Source organism: Rhizobium sp. 05L429 (assembly GCF_056397645.1).
The window spans coordinates 197,319-214,089 of sequence record NZ_JBFTNV010000003.1; the positions used below are offsets into that span (position 1 = coordinate 197,319).

Genomic DNA, 16,771 nt, shown 5'->3' on the forward strand with positions numbered 1-16,771 from the left:
GCCAGAACCAAACCCGGACGAAAACGACCACTCATGGAAAAGCGCGTCACTTTCTCCTCGACGACGATCGGCCTTCTTTTCGCATTTCCGATGCTGCTGCTGATCTTCGTCTTCTTCTACTGGCCGAGCGCGCAGGCGCTGTATTGGGCGTTCACGCTCGAGCAGCCATGGGGCGGCGGTAACGCCTGGGTCGGTTTCGACAATTTCAGGCAGCTGCTGAGCGACCCGGTCTATTGGGACTCAATTACCCGCAGCATGATTTTCGGCTTCAGTTCGACTGCCATTGCCATGGGGCTGGCGCTCATCCTGGCGCTCCTGACGGATCGTGAGCTGCGTGGCCATAAAATCTATCGCTCGGTCTTCATCTGGCCCTATGCGATTGCCGCTCCTGCGCTCGGCCTCGCCTTCCGCTTCATCCTGGCGCCTGAAGCCGGTCTTCTGTCGGTCATCAACCATGTCTGGCCTGGCCTCTGGAACCCGGCATTCGACGGCAAGGATGCGATGATCGCGGTCGTCGTCGCCTTCTCCTGGAAATATATCGGCTACAACTTCATCTTCTTCTTGTCGGCCCTGCAGGGTATCCCACGCTCGCTGATCGAGGCGGCGGCCATGGACGGCTCCGGGCCGCTGCGCCGCATGTGGGACATCCAGCTGCCGCTGCTCACGCCGACGCTCTTCTTCCTGCTGGTCATCAACATCACGGAAAGCTTCCAGGATTCCTTCGGTATCGTCGATGTCATGACCCAGGGCGGTCCAGCGCGCGCCACCGAACTCATGGTCTACAAGATCTATTTCGACGGCTTCAAAGGCCTCGATTATTCCGGCGCCGCAGCTCAATCCATGATCCTGATGGGGCTCGTCATCCTGCTCACCATCTTCCAGTTCCGCTTCATCGAGCGGCGCGTGCACTACAAGTGAGGTCGCGAACATGATCGAACGCACGCCGATATTCAACTTCATCTGCTACACGCTGCTCGCGCTCGGCCTGGTGATTGCACTCCTGCCATTCGCCATCGTCATCATCGCGTCGACACTTGATCTGGAGACGGTCAACCGGGTGCCGCTGCCGCTGGTTCCGAGCTCGCACTTCTGGGAAAACGTGCACACTGCCTGGGTTCGTGCCGATCTCGGCAACAAGCTGTTCCATAGCGTCATCTTCGCCGCGACGGTCGGCGCCGGCAAGGTTTTGCTTTCGTCCATGGCTGCCTTCTCGATCGTCTATTTCCGTTTCCGCGGCCGCTATCTGATCTTCTGGATCATCTTCATCACTCTGATGCTGCCGCTGGAAGTGCGTATCGTGCCGACCTATTCGATCGCCGCCAATGCGCTTCAGCCCTTTCAGGCGATCCTCGATGTGACCGGCATCACGTGGCTGGTCGCGCAGATCACCGGCATCCAGATCAAGATGGAATGGGGTCTTCTGAACTCCTATCCAGGCCTGATATTGCCGATGGTCGCGACCGCGACGGGCACGTTCCTCTACCGCCAGTTCTATCTGACGGTGCCGGACGAACTCGCCGAGGCATCGAAGATGGACGGCTCAGGCCCGGTCCGTTTCTTCTGGGACGTTCTGCTGCCGCTGTCGCGTCCGAACATGATCGCGCTTTTCACCATCATGTTCGTCTGGGCCTGGAACCAGTATCTGTGGCCGCTGCTGATCACCACCGACCCGAAGTTCGGCATTGCCGTGACCCAGCTCAAGACACTCATCCCCTCCGAATTCGGCCTGCCCGACTGGAACGTCGCAATGGCCGGAACATTGATCATCATGTCGCCGCCGCTGATCCTCGTCATCCTGATGCAGCGTTGGTTCGTGCGCGGCCTTATTTCCACCGAGAAGTGAAAGGAACAGACCCTTGGCACCGATCTCCATCCGTGGCGTGAAAAAGAGCTATGGCAAGAACGCCGTCGTTCATGGCGTCGATCTCGAAATCCAGTCGGGCGAGTTCATCGTCATCCTCGGTCCGTCCGGCTGCGGCAAGTCCACGCTGCTCCGCATGGTCGCCGGCCTGGAAGAAATCACCGGCGGCGAAATCGCCATCGACGGCCGGGTCGTCAACCAGCTCGAGCCGCGTGAACGCGGCTGCGCCATGGTCTTCCAGAACTATGCGCTCTACCCGCACATGAGCGTTGCCGAAAACATCGGCTACGCGCTGAAGGTCGCCGGCGTGCCGAAGGTCGAGCGCGACCGCCGCATCGCCGAAGTCGCCAAGGCACTCAGCCTCGAGCCCTTCCTCGAACGCCGCCCGGCAGCCCTCTCGGGCGGTCAGCGCCAGCGCGTCGCCATGGGCCGCGCCATGATCCGCGAGCCGAAGGTCTTTCTCTTCGATGAGCCGCTCTCCAACCTCGACGCCAAGCTGCGCATCGCCATGCGTGCGGAAATCCGCCGCCTGCATCGCCGCCTCGGTGCTACCTCGATCTTTGTTACGCATGACCAGAATGAGGCAATGACGCTCGCCGATCGCATCATCGTCATGAATTCCGGATATGTCGAACAGGTCGGCACGCCGGAAGAGGTCTATCACTATCCCGCAAGCCGGTTCGTTGCCGGCTTCGTCGGTACGCCGGCGATGAACCTCCTGGAAGGCCGTGTCAACGAAAACGGCGTCTTCATCTATGACGAAGGACGTACAGTCACTCTGCCGGCCGAACGTGGCAAGCAGCTTGCCGGCCAGCGCGTCGTTCTCGGCGTGCGTGCCGAAGCCGCCCGCCTCGTCTCTCCGGACGCGCCTGGTGCGCTCTTGGCCACTGCCGACTTCATCGAAGAACTCGGCGCGAGCCGTATAGTGCATGCCGATTTCGATGGCCTGCCTTTCGCCGTCGCCATGACCGGTTCGGTCTCGCTGAAGACCGGCGACCGTATCGGCGTCGCCATCGATCAGGATTCGATCCATCTCTATTCGGCCGACACCGGCGCAGTCCTCGTCGCTCCGGCACGCAGCGGCGCCATCACCGTGAACGCCTGAGCCTGACGCTGATGACCAGCTTTTCCGATATCGCCGCTAGCAACCGCAACCTCGTTGCGGTTGCCGTGGAAACGCTCTCGGCGCCCTCCGCCGCCTTCTTCGACGAGGCACGGGCCGCGAAGCTGACGCAGGCCGAGCATGACCGGCTGGCGGCAACCCTGCCCGCGCTCTCGACGATCGAAGTTTTGAACATCGACAGCGGCACCGGTGCCAGCAACGGCCTTGTCGTCGCCGCGTGGAATGCCGAGCGGCTCAAGTATCACGCTCCCTCCGTCGAACTCGTGCGCCAGAGCGGCGCGGATATCCTGCTGCTCACCGAAGCCGATCTCGGTACGGCGCGCGCAGGCAACCGCCATACCGTTGCTGATCTCGCCAGCGATCTCGGTATGTCCTATGTCTTTGGCGTGGAGTTCGTCGAACTTGGCCTCGGGAATTCACGCGAACGCGAATGGCACAAGGGGGAGACGAATTCGGTCGGTTTCCACGGCAATGCGTTGCTTTCCTGCCTGCCCCTCAAAGACGCCGCACTCATCCGCCTCGATGATGGCGGCACGTGGTGGACGGATGCGAAGGATGGACAGGGCCGGATCGGCGGACGCATGGCGATTGCCGCCAAGGTCGAGACTGCATTCGGGCCGATCCTTGCCGTCAGCGTTCATCTGGAAAGCAAGACCGATATCGAGGATCGCGCCGAGCAGACGCGGCGGCTGATTGCGGCCGTTGAACAGCTCGCCGGCGATCTGCCCGTCGTCATCGGCGGCGACTTTAATACCAATTTGCTTCCCGATGGATCGCGCGAGCCGGAAGCATATGAGCCGCTTTTCGGTCTGCTGGCTGAGGCCGGCTATCACTGGGAAACGGCCAACGATTTTGCGCATACGCGCCGCACGCGCCCGGATGGAACGCCGCAGCCGCCCCTCGCCCGGCTCGACTGGCTGTTGACCCGCGGTCTTGTTGCAAGCGACGCCGTAACCGTTCCGGCTGTTGATGCCGATGGCGTGGCAATCTCCGATCATGAACTGATCAGGGCGCGTTTCTTCGCGCCCTGATCAGCCTCTGCTTTCCTTGTCGGAAGAGTCGAAAGGCGCTCGCGAGCAATCGTTTCATTAGAAACCTTTGACGAAGTGTTGCACTTACGCCCTAGCGGGAATGCTTTAGGCGTTGCTAACATTTCAACGATTGGCGGGGGCCGGTTGCAAGCCTACGACGAGGGTAGGCTTGCTCAAAATGGGATGGCTGCGCGTTGCGTATCTGCAGCCATCCCAATCTCTCTTGACCGGAAGTCGGAATTGCAGACGTGCCGTCTCTCATGTTCGATGACACAGGCGCCCTCACCCGTCAGATCCAGGTTCACTCGCCCACAGTTAGAGGCCAATCAGACCGCGTCAGCAGGCAGGCGTTCGGTGTTCGATAAAACTCTGGATCAATCTGCTGTTTCACCCAGCGTATCGGCGACATGAGCGCCGCGCATACCCATCGCTCTCGGTGCCCCTGTCGTCGTATCTTTTGCGGTCTGGTGTTCGAGTTCGGCGTTGAGTTCGGCCCCCACAATCAGGATCGCGACCGAAAGCCACGTCCAAACAAGGAAGCCGATCAACGCGCCGAGCGTTCCATAGGTCGCATTATAGTTGGCAAAGTGGCCAAGGTAGATCGAGAAGCCGAGCGACATGAGAAACCAGGCAAACGCCGTCAGCAGAGCGCCCCATGTCATCCACCGCAGACGCGCCGGCTCACGACTAGGACCGAACCGGTAGATGGCCATGACGGTGGCCACAACCACGGCCAGGAGTAGCGGCCACCTGAGAACGAGGGCCATCTGTTCGTCGAAGCGATCCAGCCAGAGGAACGAAAGCACGACCGGCATCACGGCAACGAGCCCGATAAGAATTGTCGCGGTGATAATGGCGCAGACCGTGAAGCAGAGTGCAATCAGGTTCAAGCGGACCAGGCTGCGTTTTTCCCGCTCTTCATAGGCGATGTTCATGGCGTCGAAGAGCGCAAGGGTACCGCTGTGGGTGCTCCACAAGGCGATAGCCAGACCGATGAAAAAAGTCACGCCCAGCGTACTGTCGCGTCTCTCGGCGAGCGAACGGATTTGCTCCGAAACGAGATCGAAGGCGCCTGGCGGCAGCACCACCGCCAGCTTGCCCAGGTGTTCCGACATGGTCAGAGGATCTGCGAAAAGCCCGTACAGAGAGACCAGTGCGCCAAGCGCCGGAAACATCGCAAGGAGAAGGTAGAAAGTCACGCCGGCAGCGATCAGCGTCACCCTGTCATCCAATACCTCATGCACGACACGCCAGAACACGTCTCTCAGTCCTTGCCTCGGAATGGATTCCGGGACCGATGCCTGCCGGCCATGCCCGTCGTCTTCTGTCGATAAATCGGCCCGCATGGCCGCCTTCGGGCTCATGTCGAAACGGCGCATCACGAGCAGCACGCCGCCAAACGTAGCGAGCGACAGGATCGCGGTTGATCGCAGGCTTAAACGAAAATTTGTGCGCATCGCTCTGCCTCCGTTCGGCATAAGGATGAACGCGCGATCACGCTTAAAGGTGCAAATCCGCGATTGGCATCATGGATTGTTTGGCAGGCGACCGTCGTGCAGGTCCCACCTCTATGGAACTTCGATCATCGCGCGTTGTTTCCATCTGGATTGGAGGACTGCAAATGGCATCTATGACGAGAGAAGAGCTGTCCAAGCAGCTGAAGAAGCTGGATTTCTGCATGTTTTCAACACGCGGAACCTCAAACCGGATAACCAGTCGCCCGATGAGTAACAATGGCGACGTCGAATATGACGGCGATTCCTGGTTTTTCTCCTATGCGGACACGCACAAAATATCCGAGATTCGGAAAGACCCCGCGGTGTTGCTAACCTTTACGGCGCCGCCGCATCTGCTGGGAAAGCCGGGTATATTCATAGCCATCGATGGCGACGCCGTGCTTATCGAGGACACCTCGCAGTTCGAGACCCACTGGGTCAAAGGACTGGAACGATGGTTTCCCGAGGGCGTGCAGACGCCTGGACTTATTCTTATCAAGGTTACTGCACGTTTCGCCCAATATTGGGACGGCGAAGAGAACGGGAAAGTCGATCTCTAATGTCAATGCACGGCGCCGCGTCCACAGCGAGCCCGCCTACAGACGGGCTATCGCCTCCCCTAGTTCCTTGCGAAGCTTTTCAAGCCGAGCCCGTGCCTCGTCCCTTTGCGCCCGCAGCTCTTTGATCGACTTCTCCTGCTCCGTCAGATCCTCAAGGAACTGCTGCTTGAGCGGTGTGTCGCCTACGGAGGCAAGCATGCCTGAAATCCGTGAGGATTCCGAAGTTGCATCCTCGATCGCCTGCATCACCGCCGACAGATCTCTCTCCGCCTCCTTCTGGGCCGTCCTCGCCGTCACGAGCCCGCGAAGCTTCTCGGCGATCTCCGGGGACGGCCCCTCATCGAGCCATTGCAGGATCACCGCGTCGTCGATATCGGCAATCGCCTGCGTTTCGCTCTCTACCATGCGCCATTCGATTGAAGTCGAAACCTTCTTTCCGGCGGGCACCACGACAGTCGCCCGCGCGCCCTGCGGTGTTTCCTCCACCCCCTCGGACAGAACGAGTTCCCACCCTGGCATGCCTGGATCTTCCGCAACGAACTTCCTGTCAGTGTCTGCGCCCCAGGCGGTGAAGGTCTTTCGCACGCGACGCTCCAATGTTGCGTCGAGATAACCGTCCTTGACGACAACTGTCCGGAAGGAACTGGAGTTGGTGATGGCCATTTCCTGCTCGATCTTCTGATCAGCCGCAAACGTCGCCTTTTCAACTCCGCCCGGCTTGACGTTGCCTATGCGCGCATCGCCAACATAGCGCCCTTTTTCGTCATAGACCGCGGCGACCGCCGGCGGCAGCGAGGTACCCGTGTCGTTCGTCAGCATCAGCGCCGCATCCGGATGTTGGGCGCCATCGCGATAGAGAGCGACGAACTCCGCGCCGATCTCGCGATCGAGGATCGGCACGGAAATCGTCTCACCGTTCTTGAGGTCGTATGCGCCGGGAAGATCGAAGTTTGCGACCACATCGCCCTCGTCGGCGGCGGCAGCAATGGTAGCGGCCGGAGCGGCAATAACGGGAGCAGGAGCCTCCGCAGCGGGCTCGTTCAGCAACGCACCCGCGACCATCCCCCGTTTGGCGCTCGCGACGTCAAGATATGCGGCCTCCGCCTCAGGGCGTGATGGCCATGTTCTGGCGTACAGCCTCTGGCGAAGCGTCACTGGCTTGCCTGACGTCAGAGATATTGAAACCCCTTTCCAGTCTTCGCCAGAGGCATTCTCCAGAACTGCCCATGCTTGCAACCGCGCTTTGCCCTTGGCGTCGACAATGATCCGATAGGACGGCTTCCAGAGCGGGGCTGCGACGACATAGGAAATGTCCACGGCCGCCGACGCCTTGCCATTGAGCGAAATGGTGACTGCACGCGTCCCCTGCACTCCATCGCTCGACAGCAGTTCCACTGCCCGAGCAACCATCTCGGCATCTTTGGGATTATCGAGTTTGTAGGCCATGGCGCCACCGATCTCGGCAACGTCGAAGGCGCCGCGGTCAAGCATCACGATCAGCCGCGCGCGCTGCTTTTCAGTGGCGGGCTCTACCCCGACGATGCGACCCTTCACCCCGTTCGCAGAGACAGGCGCGCCTCTGAGAGCCCGCAGCACAGCAGCAGCCGAATCCAGATCCTTCCGTTTGATCGGCAGCACCTTGAATGTTTCATCGACCATGCCCGGCCCGGTGGTCGACAATCCCTTTACGGGAGCCGGCCCCGAGACAACGAGGGTCTTCAGAAAGTCATCCATCTGGTCTGTCGGCACATCGACGACAGCGTTGCCGTCGTCCCCGACATTAAGACTGCGCACATATTCGGCAACGCCTCCTGAGGACAGCCTGATAGACTTGATAGTCCCGGTTTGCGCGAATGCGGTTGTGGAGAGCAGTATTGCGGTAAGCGCCGCACAGATGGTGGATGCGTATTTCATGTGACCCCCTCGATATAAATTCCACCAGAGGATGAACGTAAAAAAGGGGCGGCATTTCGACACGCAACCGCTTTTGCGCGCGTTGTCCCTATGGCCCATTCGCCGACACGACGACGTCTCTGTCGGGAACCTCCATCTTCGATGCGATATCGGGGAAAGATGTCGTGAAAATGAGAAAGCGAACGCCTATATAGCTGCCGAGTCTGTTTGAAAGGAAATCCATCATGACTATCAATGGAAGCCTGCTCGTCGCGGGATCGGAGAAACGCGGCACTCGCGGGGAGCTCTACGGCGTCGAGGCGGCCACCGGAGCGGCACTGCCCGTCTCTTTCGGTGGCGCCACCGCGGAAGACGTCGAGGAGGCAACCAGGTTTGCATGGGAGGCGTTCGCCTCCTACCGGGAAACAGATCTGGAAACGCGGGCCGATTTTCTTGAAACAATCGCCAGCGAGATCGAGGCGATCGGCGATGAGTTGATCGTGCGTGCAATGGCGGAAACCGGACTTCCACGCGGACGGATCGAGGGTGAGCGCGGCCGCACGATCGGACAGCTTCGGCTGTTTGCGAAAGAGGTTCGCGAAGGCCGATTCCAGGAACTTCGTTTTGACGGCGCGGATCCCTCCCGCAAGCCCGTTCCGAAGCCCGATCTGCGCCTGCGCAACGTTCCCCTCGGCCCCGTTGCGGTTTTCGGCGCATCAAACTTTCCGCTCGCCTTCTCGGTGGCCGGCGGTGACACGGCCTCTGCGCTCGCAGCAGGATGCCCCGTCGTCGTCAAGGCGCATTCGGCGCATCCGGGCACGTCGGAACTGGTCGGTCGCGCCGTTCAGCGGGCCGTCGCCAAGGCCGGGCTGCATGCGGGCACCTTCGCGCTTCTCTTTGACACCGGCTTCGAGGTCGGACAGAAGCTCGTCGCCGATGCCCGAATTCGAGCAGTCGGTTTCACAGGCTCGCGCCGCGGCGGCACGGCACTGATGAAGATCTCTTCCGAGCGCAAGCAGCCGATCCCGGTCTATGCCGAAATGAGCAGCATCAACCCGGTCATCTTCTTCCCCGATGCCCTGAAAAGCCGCGCGACAGAGATTGCAACGGCTTTTGTCAGCTCGCTGGTTCTGGGCGCCGGACAATTCTGCACCAATCCCGGCCTCATTCTCGCCGTCGACAGTGAAGGTCTGGACACTTTTATCGCCAAGACGCGGGAGCTTCTGCCTGATGTCGGCGCGCAGACCATGCTGACGGGCTCCATCGCCAAGGCATTCTGCAATGGCGTCGCCCGGCTGGAAAAGCATCCCGAAGTCCGTCTCGTTGCCAATGGCAAGCCGGGCAGCGAATTCGAAGGTACCGCTGCACTCTTCGAGACGACGGCTGCGGCATTCCTCGCCCATCACGAGCTTCAGGACGAGGTCTTCGGCGCCGCCGGGCTCATCGTGCGCTGCCGCGATCTCGCCGAACTCGAGCGGGTGCTTGACGGCCTGGAAGGCCAGCTGACCGTAGCCCTCCACATCACGAGCGAAGACGAGCCGGACGCAAAGCGCCTCGTTCCCAGGCTGGAGATGCTTGCCGGACGACTGCTCGTGAACGGCTTCGGAACCGGCGTCGAGGTATCGCCCGCCATGGTGCATGGCGGCCCCTACCCGGCAACAGCCGATGGCAGATCGACCTCGGTCGGGACGCTGGCGATCTACAGGTTCCTGCGGCCGGTTTCGTATCAGGACTTTACGGTGAACCTGCTTCCGACACCGTTGCGTTGATCGATCGGAGCTTGTCAGCGTTCAAACGGCGGAGTCTCCAAGGAGGCCACCGAAGAGATTGGCAAGCTCCCGCACCGGCTGGAAGCAGACATCAGCTTGACTGATGACTCCAGCCGGCGCGGCGGTACCAAGCGAGGATCCTCTTTGGCAAAACCGTCATTTTGCCAGTGACATCGGCATCATTCTCTGCAAGAAAGATTACCGTTGAGAGACAGGGGCGCCCGTTTGCAAGAACGGGCTGAGAAGCACCCTTCGAACCTGAACCGGATAATGCCGGCGGAGGGAGTCGCTCGGGTCGCAGTCTGCTTCATTGCATGATCGTTCCCGCGCCTGCCCCGCCTGAAAGGGGTACTATGGAGAACAAGACACCCGGAGCTCTGTTGACGGAGATGCGCGCCAAGCCGCCGCTCGTGCAGTGCATCACCAATTATGTCGCCATGAACATCGCCGCCAATGTGGTGCTCGCGGCCGGCGCGTCGCCTGCCATGGTTCATGCGGCCGAGGAGGCGGGGGAATTTGCCGCGATTGCCGGGGCTTTGACCGTCAACATCGGCACGCTCTCCCCCCAATGGATCGACGGCATGCATGCGGCGGCAACGGCCGCGAATGGAGGCGGCAAGCCGTGGGTCCTCGATCCGGTCGCCCATTACGCAACGTCCTTCCGCCGCAAGGCGGTTGCCGATCTCCTGGCCCTTCGCCCGACGATCATCCGCGGCAATGCCTCCGAGATCATTGCACTTGCCGGCGGCGAAAGCCGCGGCCAAGGCGTCGACAGCCGTGACCCGGTAGAACAGGCCGAAGCATCTGCGCAGCGGCTGGCCGAACGGCATGGCGCAGTCGTCGCCGTCACCGGTGTCGTGGATTTCGTGACTGATGGCGCACAGGCGCTGCGCATCGAGGGTGGTTCGTCGCTGATGCCGCAGGTGACCGCGCTCGGCTGCTCGTTGACCTGCCTGACCGGCGCCTTCGCGGCCGCCATCCCCGGCGACCCCTTCGCTGCTGCCGTTGCAGCACTTGCCACCTTTGCGGTTGCCGGCGAAGAGGCGGCGAAAAATGCGAGCGGACCCGGCTCTTTCTCCTGGCGCTTCCTCGATGCGCTCGCCGCGCTCGATGGTGCAGCATTGGATGCGAAGGTCAGGATCAGCGCGGCATGAAACGCTTCGATCTCTCCCTCTATCTGGTCCTCGATCCGGATCTCTGCGCCGGCATCGGCATGATCGAGACGGCGCGGCTTGCCGTCGTAGGCGGTGCAACCATTGTGCAGTTGCGCGACAAACACGGCGGAACGGCGCGGATGGTGGAAACCGGCCTTGCGCTGAGAGACGTTTTGAGGGGTACCGGCGCTTTGCTTGTTATCAATGACGATGTGGAAGCTGCCCTCGCGATCGGCGCCGACGGGTTGCATATTGGCCAGGACGATATGGGACCTGCTGCCGCACGCGCGAAAATCGGTCCGAACATGATTCTCGGCCTGTCGGTTGAGACGGAGGCGCTGGCTGCGGCAATCGACCCTGCTGTCGTCGATTACGCCGGCATCGGACCGGTCTTTGCAACACCCACCAAGAGTGACCACAAGCAGCCGATCGGTTTCGACGGGCTGGCGAATCTGGTGAAAGTCGCGCCCGTTCCAACGGTTGCGATTGGCGGCCTGAAGAGCGAGCATGTCGCGTCTGTCTTTGCGGCAGGTGCTGATGGGCTTGCCGTCGTCTCGGCGGTCTGCGGCACCCCGGATCCGATGGCCGCGACACTCCGCATCGCAGAGGAAATCCGAAAGGTCAGCCGATGATCCGCAATGTGCTATCCATCGCCGGTTCCGATCCCTCCGGTGGCGCCGGCATCCAGGCCGATCTCAAAGCCTTCTCCGCTCGCGGCGTCTATGGCATGGCGGCGCTGACGGCATTGACGGCACAGAACACGCAGGGTGTGACCGGCGTGCATCTCGTGCCGCCGCACTTCGTCGCCCAGCAGATCAAGGCGGTCTTTGCCGATGTGCGCGTCGACGCGGTCAAGATCGGCATGATCGCCAATGCCGGCATTGCCGAAGCGGTTGCCGAGGCACTTGCGCCGCATCGCGGCATCCCCATCGTTGTCGATCCCGTCATGATCGCCAAAGGCGGAGCAGCACTTCTCGACCCGCAGGCCGTCGATGCGCTGACGCGGCATCTGCTGCCGCTTGCGACGCTGCTCACCCCCAACCTGCCGGAAGCTGCCGCACTGCTGCACGAAGAGGTTGCCGAAAACCGCGAGCAGATGGCATCACAGGCTGAGCGCCTGCGTGCGCTCGGCCCCGCCGCCGTGCTGGTGAAGGGCGGGCATCTCGACAGCGACGAGAGCCCGGACGTGTTATCGACCGCTTCAGGTCTTCACTGGTTCGAGGCCAAGCGCGTGCCAACGAAGAACACGCATGGCACGGGCTGTACCCTTTCCAGCGCGCTTGCCGCCGAGCTCGCGAAGGGCGCTTTGCCGCAAATGGCCGTGGCAACTGCCAAGACCTATCTTGCGCAAGCGGTCGCTGCCGCAGGCGAATTGATGGTTGGTTCCGGCCATGGGCCTGTGCAGCATTTCCACGCCCTGTGGAAAGACGCCGGCCTCTGAGCCGGATCACAATTCGAGGATTGCAGACGGCCCGGTCAAACCGGGCCGTTTTCTTTTGCCTACCCTGCGTTGAACCAGGCCTGCCCGGTAAAAAGCCTGTTGACAAGGTCGCCCAGATATCCAAAGCTATGACATTAAAAGGGGATAAATTCCGCAATAACGGAATATCTGGAGGAATTCGGGTGTCAGACCTGCTTGTGAGCTTATATTCCACGAAGCTCGCCGAACTGAAAGAAAAAGCCGATGCCGTCGGCATCACAATCCGTCCGGCTTTGCCGCCGGAACTTCACGTCGTCGTCGGCTGGGTGCGCGAGCATTTCAGCGAGAACTGGGCGAGTGAAGTCGCCGTCGCATTTTCCCGCCAGCCCGTCGCCTGTCTTGTCGCCGTCGAGAACGGCAAGCTTCTCGGCGTTGCCTGCTATGACACGACCGCCCGCGGCTTCTTCGGCCCTACCGGCGTCGATCCCGCAGCGCGCGGCAAGGGCATCGGCCTCGCCCTCTTTTCCGCTTGCCTGCAAAACCTGAAGACGCTTGGCCATGCCTATGCCTTCATTGGCGATGCCGGCCCCGTCGATTTCTACGTCAAGACCGCAGGCGCGGTCGAAATTCCCGCCCCCGACAAGGGCATTTACGAAGGCATGCTGCGAAGCCAGCCGAAATGACCATCTGATACCGGAGTTTTTAAATAGTGTCCTCGACCCCGCTCGCTCTCTTCGTCGGCCTTCCCAATCCGACGCTTTCGGACGACGAATTCGCCCTCTTCCGTGAAACCAATCCGCTCGGCCTCTTCGTCGGCCGCCGCAACCTGCGGGATCCGGAACAGGCAAAGATCCTGATTGACCGTTTCCGCGAGGCCGTGGGCCGCAACGATGCGCCCGTCTTCACCGACCAGGAAGGTGGCCGCGTGCAGCATATGGATGCCGGCCCCTGGCCGCTCTTCCGCAGCTTCGGCCAGTTCGCCGAGCTTGCCCGCCATGATCTCGAGCTCGGCAAGCAGGCGCTGCGCCTTTCCACCCAGGCCATGGGCGCGATGATGAGCGAACTCGGCCTGTCGAGCGGCTGCTCGCCCGTTCTCGACCTCGTGTTCGAGACGACGAGCGCTGTCATCGGCGCCCGCTCCTTCGGTTCGGATCCGGATTTCATCGCCGCGCTCGGCCGCGAAGTGGTGGATGGTCTGCTCGAAACCGGCAATATGCCTGTTATGAAGCACATTCCGGGTCATGGCCGCGCGACGCTCGATTCTCACAAGGAGCGTCCTGTCGTGGATGCCTCGCGCGAGACGCTTGTCGCCACCGATTTCAAGCCCTTCGTGGCGCTGAAGGACACGCCCTGGGCGATGGTCGCCCACGTCGTCTACTCCGCTTACGATGCGGAGCTTCCGGCCTCCATCTCGCCGATCATGCATGACGTGATCCGCAACGACATGGGCTATGACGGCGTGCTGATCTCCGACTGCATCTTCATGGAGTCGCTGCAGGGCACCCTGCCGGAACGCGTCGCCCAGGTTCTCGATGCCGGTTTCGACATCGCGCTGCACAGCCATGGCGATGTTAGGGAAAGCGAAGCCGCCGCCAAGGGCGCGCGCCCGCTGACCGAAGCCGCACAGAAGCGTATTGCCGCGGGGAAGGCCCGTCTCGGCACTCTCAAGATCGACTATCGCGCTGCCCAGGCGGAAGTCGAAGCCATGTTTGCAAGCGCACTGGCCTCCTGACCGGCGCCGCCATTTTTCATCGCATAAGAAAAGGGGAATTTGACATGAAGAAATATATCCTGGCGGCCGCGGCCCTGACCATGCTGTCAGGCTCGGCCATGGCGCAGACCATCCTGACGGCCAATATCGAGCCGGCCACGACCTGGGTGCGCAACTTCAACCCGTTCAACCAGACCTCGTCGCGCCAGTCGACCCTCGACTTCATCTACGAGCCGCTGGTCGTCTTCAACCGCTTCGACAGCAACAAGCCGGTCTATCGCCTGGCCGAGAGCTTCAAGCTCTCCGACGACCTTAAGAGCATCGACTTCAAGCTGCGCCCGAACCTGAAGTGGTCGGACGGCAAGCCGCTGACCTCTGCCGATGTCAAGTTCACCTACGACTATCTGAAGAAATTCCCGGCGCTCGACTTCGTCAGCATCTGGAGCTTCATTACCGACGTGCAGGCCGTCGATGCCCAGACGGTGCGCTTCACGCTCGCCAATCCGAGCTCGCTTGCCGCCGAACAGCTGTCGCAGTTGCCGATCGTGCCTGAGCATGTCTGGAAGGACGTTGCCGATCCGGTCACCTACGCCAACGAAACCCCGGTCGGCAGCGGTCCGCTGACGGAAGTGCCGCGCTTCACCGGCCAGACCTACGACCAGTGCCGCAACCCGAACTACTGGGATGCCGAGCATCTGAAGGTCGACTGCATGCGCTTCCCGCAGCTTGCCGATAACAACCAGATCCTGACGGCGACGGCCGACGGCACGCTCGACTGGGGCGTCTCCTTCATTCCCGATATCGACAATGTCTATGTCTCGAAGGATCCGGCGCATTATCACTACTGGTACTCGCCAAGCAGCATGGTTGCTTTCCTGTTCAATCTCGAGACTTCGAACGAGGCCAACAAGAAGGCCTTCAACGACGTGAAGTTCCGCCAGGCGGTCTCCATGGCGCTTGACCGCAAGACGATGATCGATGTCGCCGGCTACGGCTATCCGACGCTGAACGAAGACCCGGGCCTGATGGGCGAGCTCTACAAGAGCTGGGCGGACCCGTCCGTCAAGGCCGACTTCGGCAAGTTCGCCGCCTATGACGCTGATGCCGCCAAGGCACAGCTCGATGCTGCCGGCTATGTCGACAAGGACGGCGACGGCCTGCGCGACAATCCTGACGGTTCGAAAATCTCCTTCTCGATCATCGTTCCGAACTCCTGGACGGACTGGATCGACACGGTCAACATCGCCATCGAAGGCATGCAGGCCGTCGGCATCGACGCCAAGATCGAGACGCCGGAAGAGGCCGTCTGGACCTCCGACCTCATCGACGGCAAGTTCGATGCGGCGATCAACAGCCTGCCGGCATCGGCCTCGCCCTACTATCCTTACAAGCGCGCCTTCAGCGCTTCGGACAAGGGCAAGACGCGCTTCACTGCGCAGCGCTGGTTCAACCCGGAAGTGGAAGATCTGGTCACCCAGTTCACGCACACGGCCGATCTCGACAAGCAGAAGGAAGCGATGAACAAGGCGCAGCGCATCGTTGCCGAAAACATGCCTGTCATCCCGGTCTTCAACAATCCGAACTGGTATCAGTACAACACCAAGCGCTTCACCGGCTGGTCGACCAAGGAAAACCCCTTCGTCAATCCGTCCATCTCGCGTACCAACCCGGCACGTCTTCTGAACCTGCTGGCGCTCGAGCCGGTCAAGTAAGCCATTATTACAAACGGCGGGAGCGGCGCGGCAAGCGCCGCTCCTGTTTTGACGGAGTCCCCATGGCCTTTCTGCTTCGCCGCCTCGCCTTTTACCTGGCGGCCTTCATCGCGGCAGCGACGATCAATTTCTTCCTGCCCCGGCTGATGCCGGGCGATCCCGTGCGCATCATGTTTTCGAGTGCGGGCGCCGAACTGCCGCCGGAAAGCCTGCAGGCGCTGAAGCTCACCTTCGGCTTTGTCGATGGGCCTCTCTGGCAGCAATATCTCACCTATCTCGGCAGCATCTTCACCGGCGACCTCGGCCGGTCGATCAAATATTTCCCGCTGCCGGTCACGTCGGTCCTCGGCCATGCGCTCGTCTGGACCGTCGGCCTGATGGGCACGGCGACGATCATCAGCTTTACGCTCGGCACCTTCCTCGGCATCGTCGCGGCCTGGCGGCGCGGTAGCAAATTCGACGTCATCGTCTCGATCGGCGCGATCTTCGCGACGTCGGTACCGGCCGTCGTCACCTCGCTGATCGTGCTCTTCATTTTCGGCTTTACACTCGGGTGGTTCCCGAACGGCTATGCGGCCGATCCCTCGCTCGATCCGGCCTTCAGCCTGCAATATATCGGCAGTCTGGCCTATCACGGCATCCTGCCGATGATCACGCTCTGCACCGTGCTGGTCGGCGGTTTCACCGTCACCATGCGCAACAACATGATCAACCTGCTTGGCGAGGACTATATCGTCATGGCCCGTGCCAAGGGTCTCTCCGACCGGCATGTGATGCTCTGGTATGCAGCCCGCAACGCGCTGTTGCCGACCGTGTCCAGCCTTGCCATCGCCATCGGCACCATTCTCGGCGGTTCGCTGGTGACGGAGGTCGTCTACAATTACCCCGGCCTCGGCAATATCCTCTACCAGGCGATCCTTGCGCGCGATTACCCCGTCATCCAGGGCCAGCTTCTGATCATGACCGCGACAATGCTGATCGCCAATTTCATCGTCGATGTCAGCTATGTGCTGCTCGATCCGCGACTGAAGGGAGCGTGAG

General features: G+C 61.2%; 15 protein-coding genes and 1 riboswitch. Of the genes, 13 read left to right on the forward strand and 2 right to left on the reverse strand.

The window, feature by feature from the left end:
• Positions 1 to 33: 33 nt before the first annotated feature.
• Genes AC1DNW_RS04205 through AC1DNW_RS04220 form a run of 4 tightly spaced genes read left to right on the forward strand, consistent with a single transcriptional unit; the run spans position 34 to position 4,015 of the window.
• Complete coding sequence (locus AC1DNW_RS04205) at positions 34 to 918, forward strand: carbohydrate ABC transporter permease (protein ID WP_113308903.1); 885 nt, start codon at positions 34 to 36, stop codon at positions 916 to 918.
• A 10-nt stretch (positions 919 to 928) separates the two neighbouring features.
• Positions 929 to 1,843: an ABC transporter permease subunit gene (locus AC1DNW_RS04210; protein WP_113298737.1), complete on the forward strand. Its 915-nt coding sequence runs from the start codon at positions 929 to 931 to the stop codon at positions 1,841 to 1,843.
• 13 nt (positions 1,844 to 1,856) lie between these two features.
• The gene (ugpC, locus tag AC1DNW_RS04215; RefSeq protein WP_113508093.1) at positions 1,857 to 2,966 is read left to right on the forward strand and encodes a sn-glycerol-3-phosphate ABC transporter ATP-binding protein UgpC; all 1,110 of its coding nucleotides are present in this window, start codon (positions 1,857 to 1,859) and stop codon (positions 2,964 to 2,966) included.
• A gap of 11 nt (positions 2,967 to 2,977) precedes the next feature.
• On the forward strand, positions 2,978 to 4,015 hold the full coding sequence (locus tag AC1DNW_RS04220; protein WP_477852014.1) for an endonuclease/exonuclease/phosphatase family protein: 1,038 nt from the start codon (positions 2,978 to 2,980) through the stop codon (positions 4,013 to 4,015).
• A gap of 374 nt (positions 4,016 to 4,389) precedes the next feature.
• On the opposite strand, the gene AC1DNW_RS04225 is transcribed toward AC1DNW_RS04220, so the two are convergent.
• Positions 4,390 to 5,472, reverse strand: coding sequence for a YihY/virulence factor BrkB family protein (locus tag AC1DNW_RS04225; protein WP_477852015.1), 1,083 nt, complete (start codon positions 5,470 to 5,472; stop codon positions 4,390 to 4,392).
• Positions 5,473 to 5,636: 164 nt separating this feature from the next.
• Between AC1DNW_RS04225 and AC1DNW_RS04230 the strand changes: the two genes are divergently transcribed.
• Positions 5,637 to 6,071, forward strand: coding sequence for a pyridoxamine 5'-phosphate oxidase family protein (locus AC1DNW_RS04230; protein ID WP_113508095.1), 435 nt, complete (start codon positions 5,637 to 5,639; stop codon positions 6,069 to 6,071).
• A 36-nt stretch (positions 6,072 to 6,107) separates the two neighbouring features.
• Here AC1DNW_RS04230 and AC1DNW_RS04235 read toward each other — a convergent pair whose 3' ends face one another.
• Positions 6,108 to 7,985 carry a DUF4139 domain-containing protein gene (locus AC1DNW_RS04235; RefSeq protein WP_477852016.1) on the reverse strand — a complete coding sequence of 626 codons (1,878 nt, stop codon included), beginning with the start codon at positions 7,983 to 7,985 and terminating at the stop codon, positions 6,108 to 6,110.
• Positions 7,986 to 8,209: 224 nt separating this feature from the next.
• On the opposite strand from AC1DNW_RS04235, the gene AC1DNW_RS04240 reads away from it, so the two are divergent.
• From AC1DNW_RS04240 to AC1DNW_RS04275, 8 genes are all read left to right on the forward strand, one after another.
• Positions 8,210 to 9,733, forward strand: coding sequence for an aldehyde dehydrogenase (NADP(+)) (locus AC1DNW_RS04240; RefSeq protein ID WP_477852018.1), 1,524 nt, complete (start codon positions 8,210 to 8,212; stop codon positions 9,731 to 9,733).
• 203 nt (positions 9,734 to 9,936) lie between these two features.
• Positions 9,937 to 10,035, forward strand: a riboswitch (TPP riboswitch).
• A gap of 51 nt (positions 10,036 to 10,086) precedes the next feature.
• The gene (gene thiM, locus AC1DNW_RS04245) at positions 10,087 to 10,887 is read left to right on the forward strand and encodes a hydroxyethylthiazole kinase (RefSeq protein ID WP_477832237.1); all 801 of its coding nucleotides are present in this window, start codon (positions 10,087 to 10,089) and stop codon (positions 10,885 to 10,887) included.
• Positions 10,884 to 11,519 (forward strand): thiamine phosphate synthase, encoded by a 636-nt coding sequence (gene thiE, locus AC1DNW_RS04250; protein WP_477852019.1) that lies wholly within the window; start codon positions 10,884 to 10,886, stop codon positions 11,517 to 11,519. Before thiM ends, thiE begins: the two co-directional genes overlap by 4 nt.
• Positions 11,516 to 12,328, forward strand: coding sequence for a bifunctional hydroxymethylpyrimidine kinase/phosphomethylpyrimidine kinase (gene thiD, locus AC1DNW_RS04255; protein ID WP_477852020.1), 813 nt, complete (start codon positions 11,516 to 11,518; stop codon positions 12,326 to 12,328). The genes thiE and thiD overlap by 4 nt, the downstream gene beginning before the upstream one ends.
• Positions 12,329 to 12,510: 182 nt before the next feature.
• Positions 12,511 to 12,990, forward strand: a complete 480-nt coding sequence (locus tag AC1DNW_RS04260) for a GNAT family N-acetyltransferase (RefSeq protein WP_477852021.1) — start codon at positions 12,511 to 12,513, stop codon at positions 12,988 to 12,990.
• A 26-nt stretch (positions 12,991 to 13,016) separates the two neighbouring features.
• Positions 13,017 to 14,039 (forward strand): glycoside hydrolase family 3 N-terminal domain-containing protein, encoded by a 1,023-nt coding sequence (locus tag AC1DNW_RS04265; RefSeq protein ID WP_477852022.1) that lies wholly within the window; start codon positions 13,017 to 13,019, stop codon positions 14,037 to 14,039.
• Between the two features lie 44 nt (positions 14,040 to 14,083).
• Entirely contained in the window at positions 14,084 to 15,730 is a 1,647-nt protein-coding gene (locus tag AC1DNW_RS04270) for an ABC transporter substrate-binding protein (RefSeq protein ID WP_113298726.1), read from the forward strand.
• A 62-nt stretch (positions 15,731 to 15,792) separates the two neighbouring features.
• The gene (locus AC1DNW_RS04275; RefSeq protein WP_115037685.1) at positions 15,793 to 16,770 is read left to right on the forward strand and encodes an ABC transporter permease; all 978 of its coding nucleotides are present in this window, start codon (positions 15,793 to 15,795) and stop codon (positions 16,768 to 16,770) included.
• The last annotated feature ends 1 nt before the right edge of the window (position 16,771 follow it).

Bases quoted from the DNA above. Each gene is read 5' to 3' on its own strand.
- AC1DNW_RS04205 (WP_113308903.1), top strand. From the start codon at position 34: ATGGAAAAGCGCGTCACTTTCTCCTCGACGACGATCGGCCTTCTTTTC.
- AC1DNW_RS04210 (WP_113298737.1), top strand. From the start codon at position 929: ATGATCGAACGCACGCCGATATTCAACTTCATCTGCTACACGCTGCTC.
- AC1DNW_RS04220 (WP_477852014.1), top strand. From the start codon at position 2,978: ATGACCAGCTTTTCCGATATCGCCGCTAGCAACCGCAACCTCGTTGCG.
- AC1DNW_RS04225 (WP_477852015.1), bottom strand. From the start codon at position 5,472: ATGCGCACAAATTTTCGTTTAAGCCTGCGATCAACCGCGATCCTGTCG.
- AC1DNW_RS04230 (WP_113508095.1), top strand. From the start codon at position 5,637: ATGGCATCTATGACGAGAGAAGAGCTGTCCAAGCAGCTGAAGAAGCTG.
- AC1DNW_RS04235 (WP_477852016.1), bottom strand. From the start codon at position 7,985: ATGAAATACGCATCCACCATCTGTGCGGCGCTTACCGCAATACTGCTC.
- AC1DNW_RS04240 (WP_477852018.1), top strand. From the start codon at position 8,210: ATGACTATCAATGGAAGCCTGCTCGTCGCGGGATCGGAGAAACGCGGC.
- thiM (WP_477832237.1), top strand. From the start codon at position 10,087: ATGGAGAACAAGACACCCGGAGCTCTGTTGACGGAGATGCGCGCCAAG.
- thiE (WP_477852019.1), top strand. From the start codon at position 10,884: ATGAAACGCTTCGATCTCTCCCTCTATCTGGTCCTCGATCCGGATCTC.
- thiD (WP_477852020.1), top strand. From the start codon at position 11,516: ATGATCCGCAATGTGCTATCCATCGCCGGTTCCGATCCCTCCGGTGGC.
- AC1DNW_RS04270 (WP_113298726.1), top strand. From the start codon at position 14,084: ATGAAGAAATATATCCTGGCGGCCGCGGCCCTGACCATGCTGTCAGGC.
- AC1DNW_RS04275 (WP_115037685.1), top strand. From the start codon at position 15,793: ATGGCCTTTCTGCTTCGCCGCCTCGCCTTTTACCTGGCGGCCTTCATC.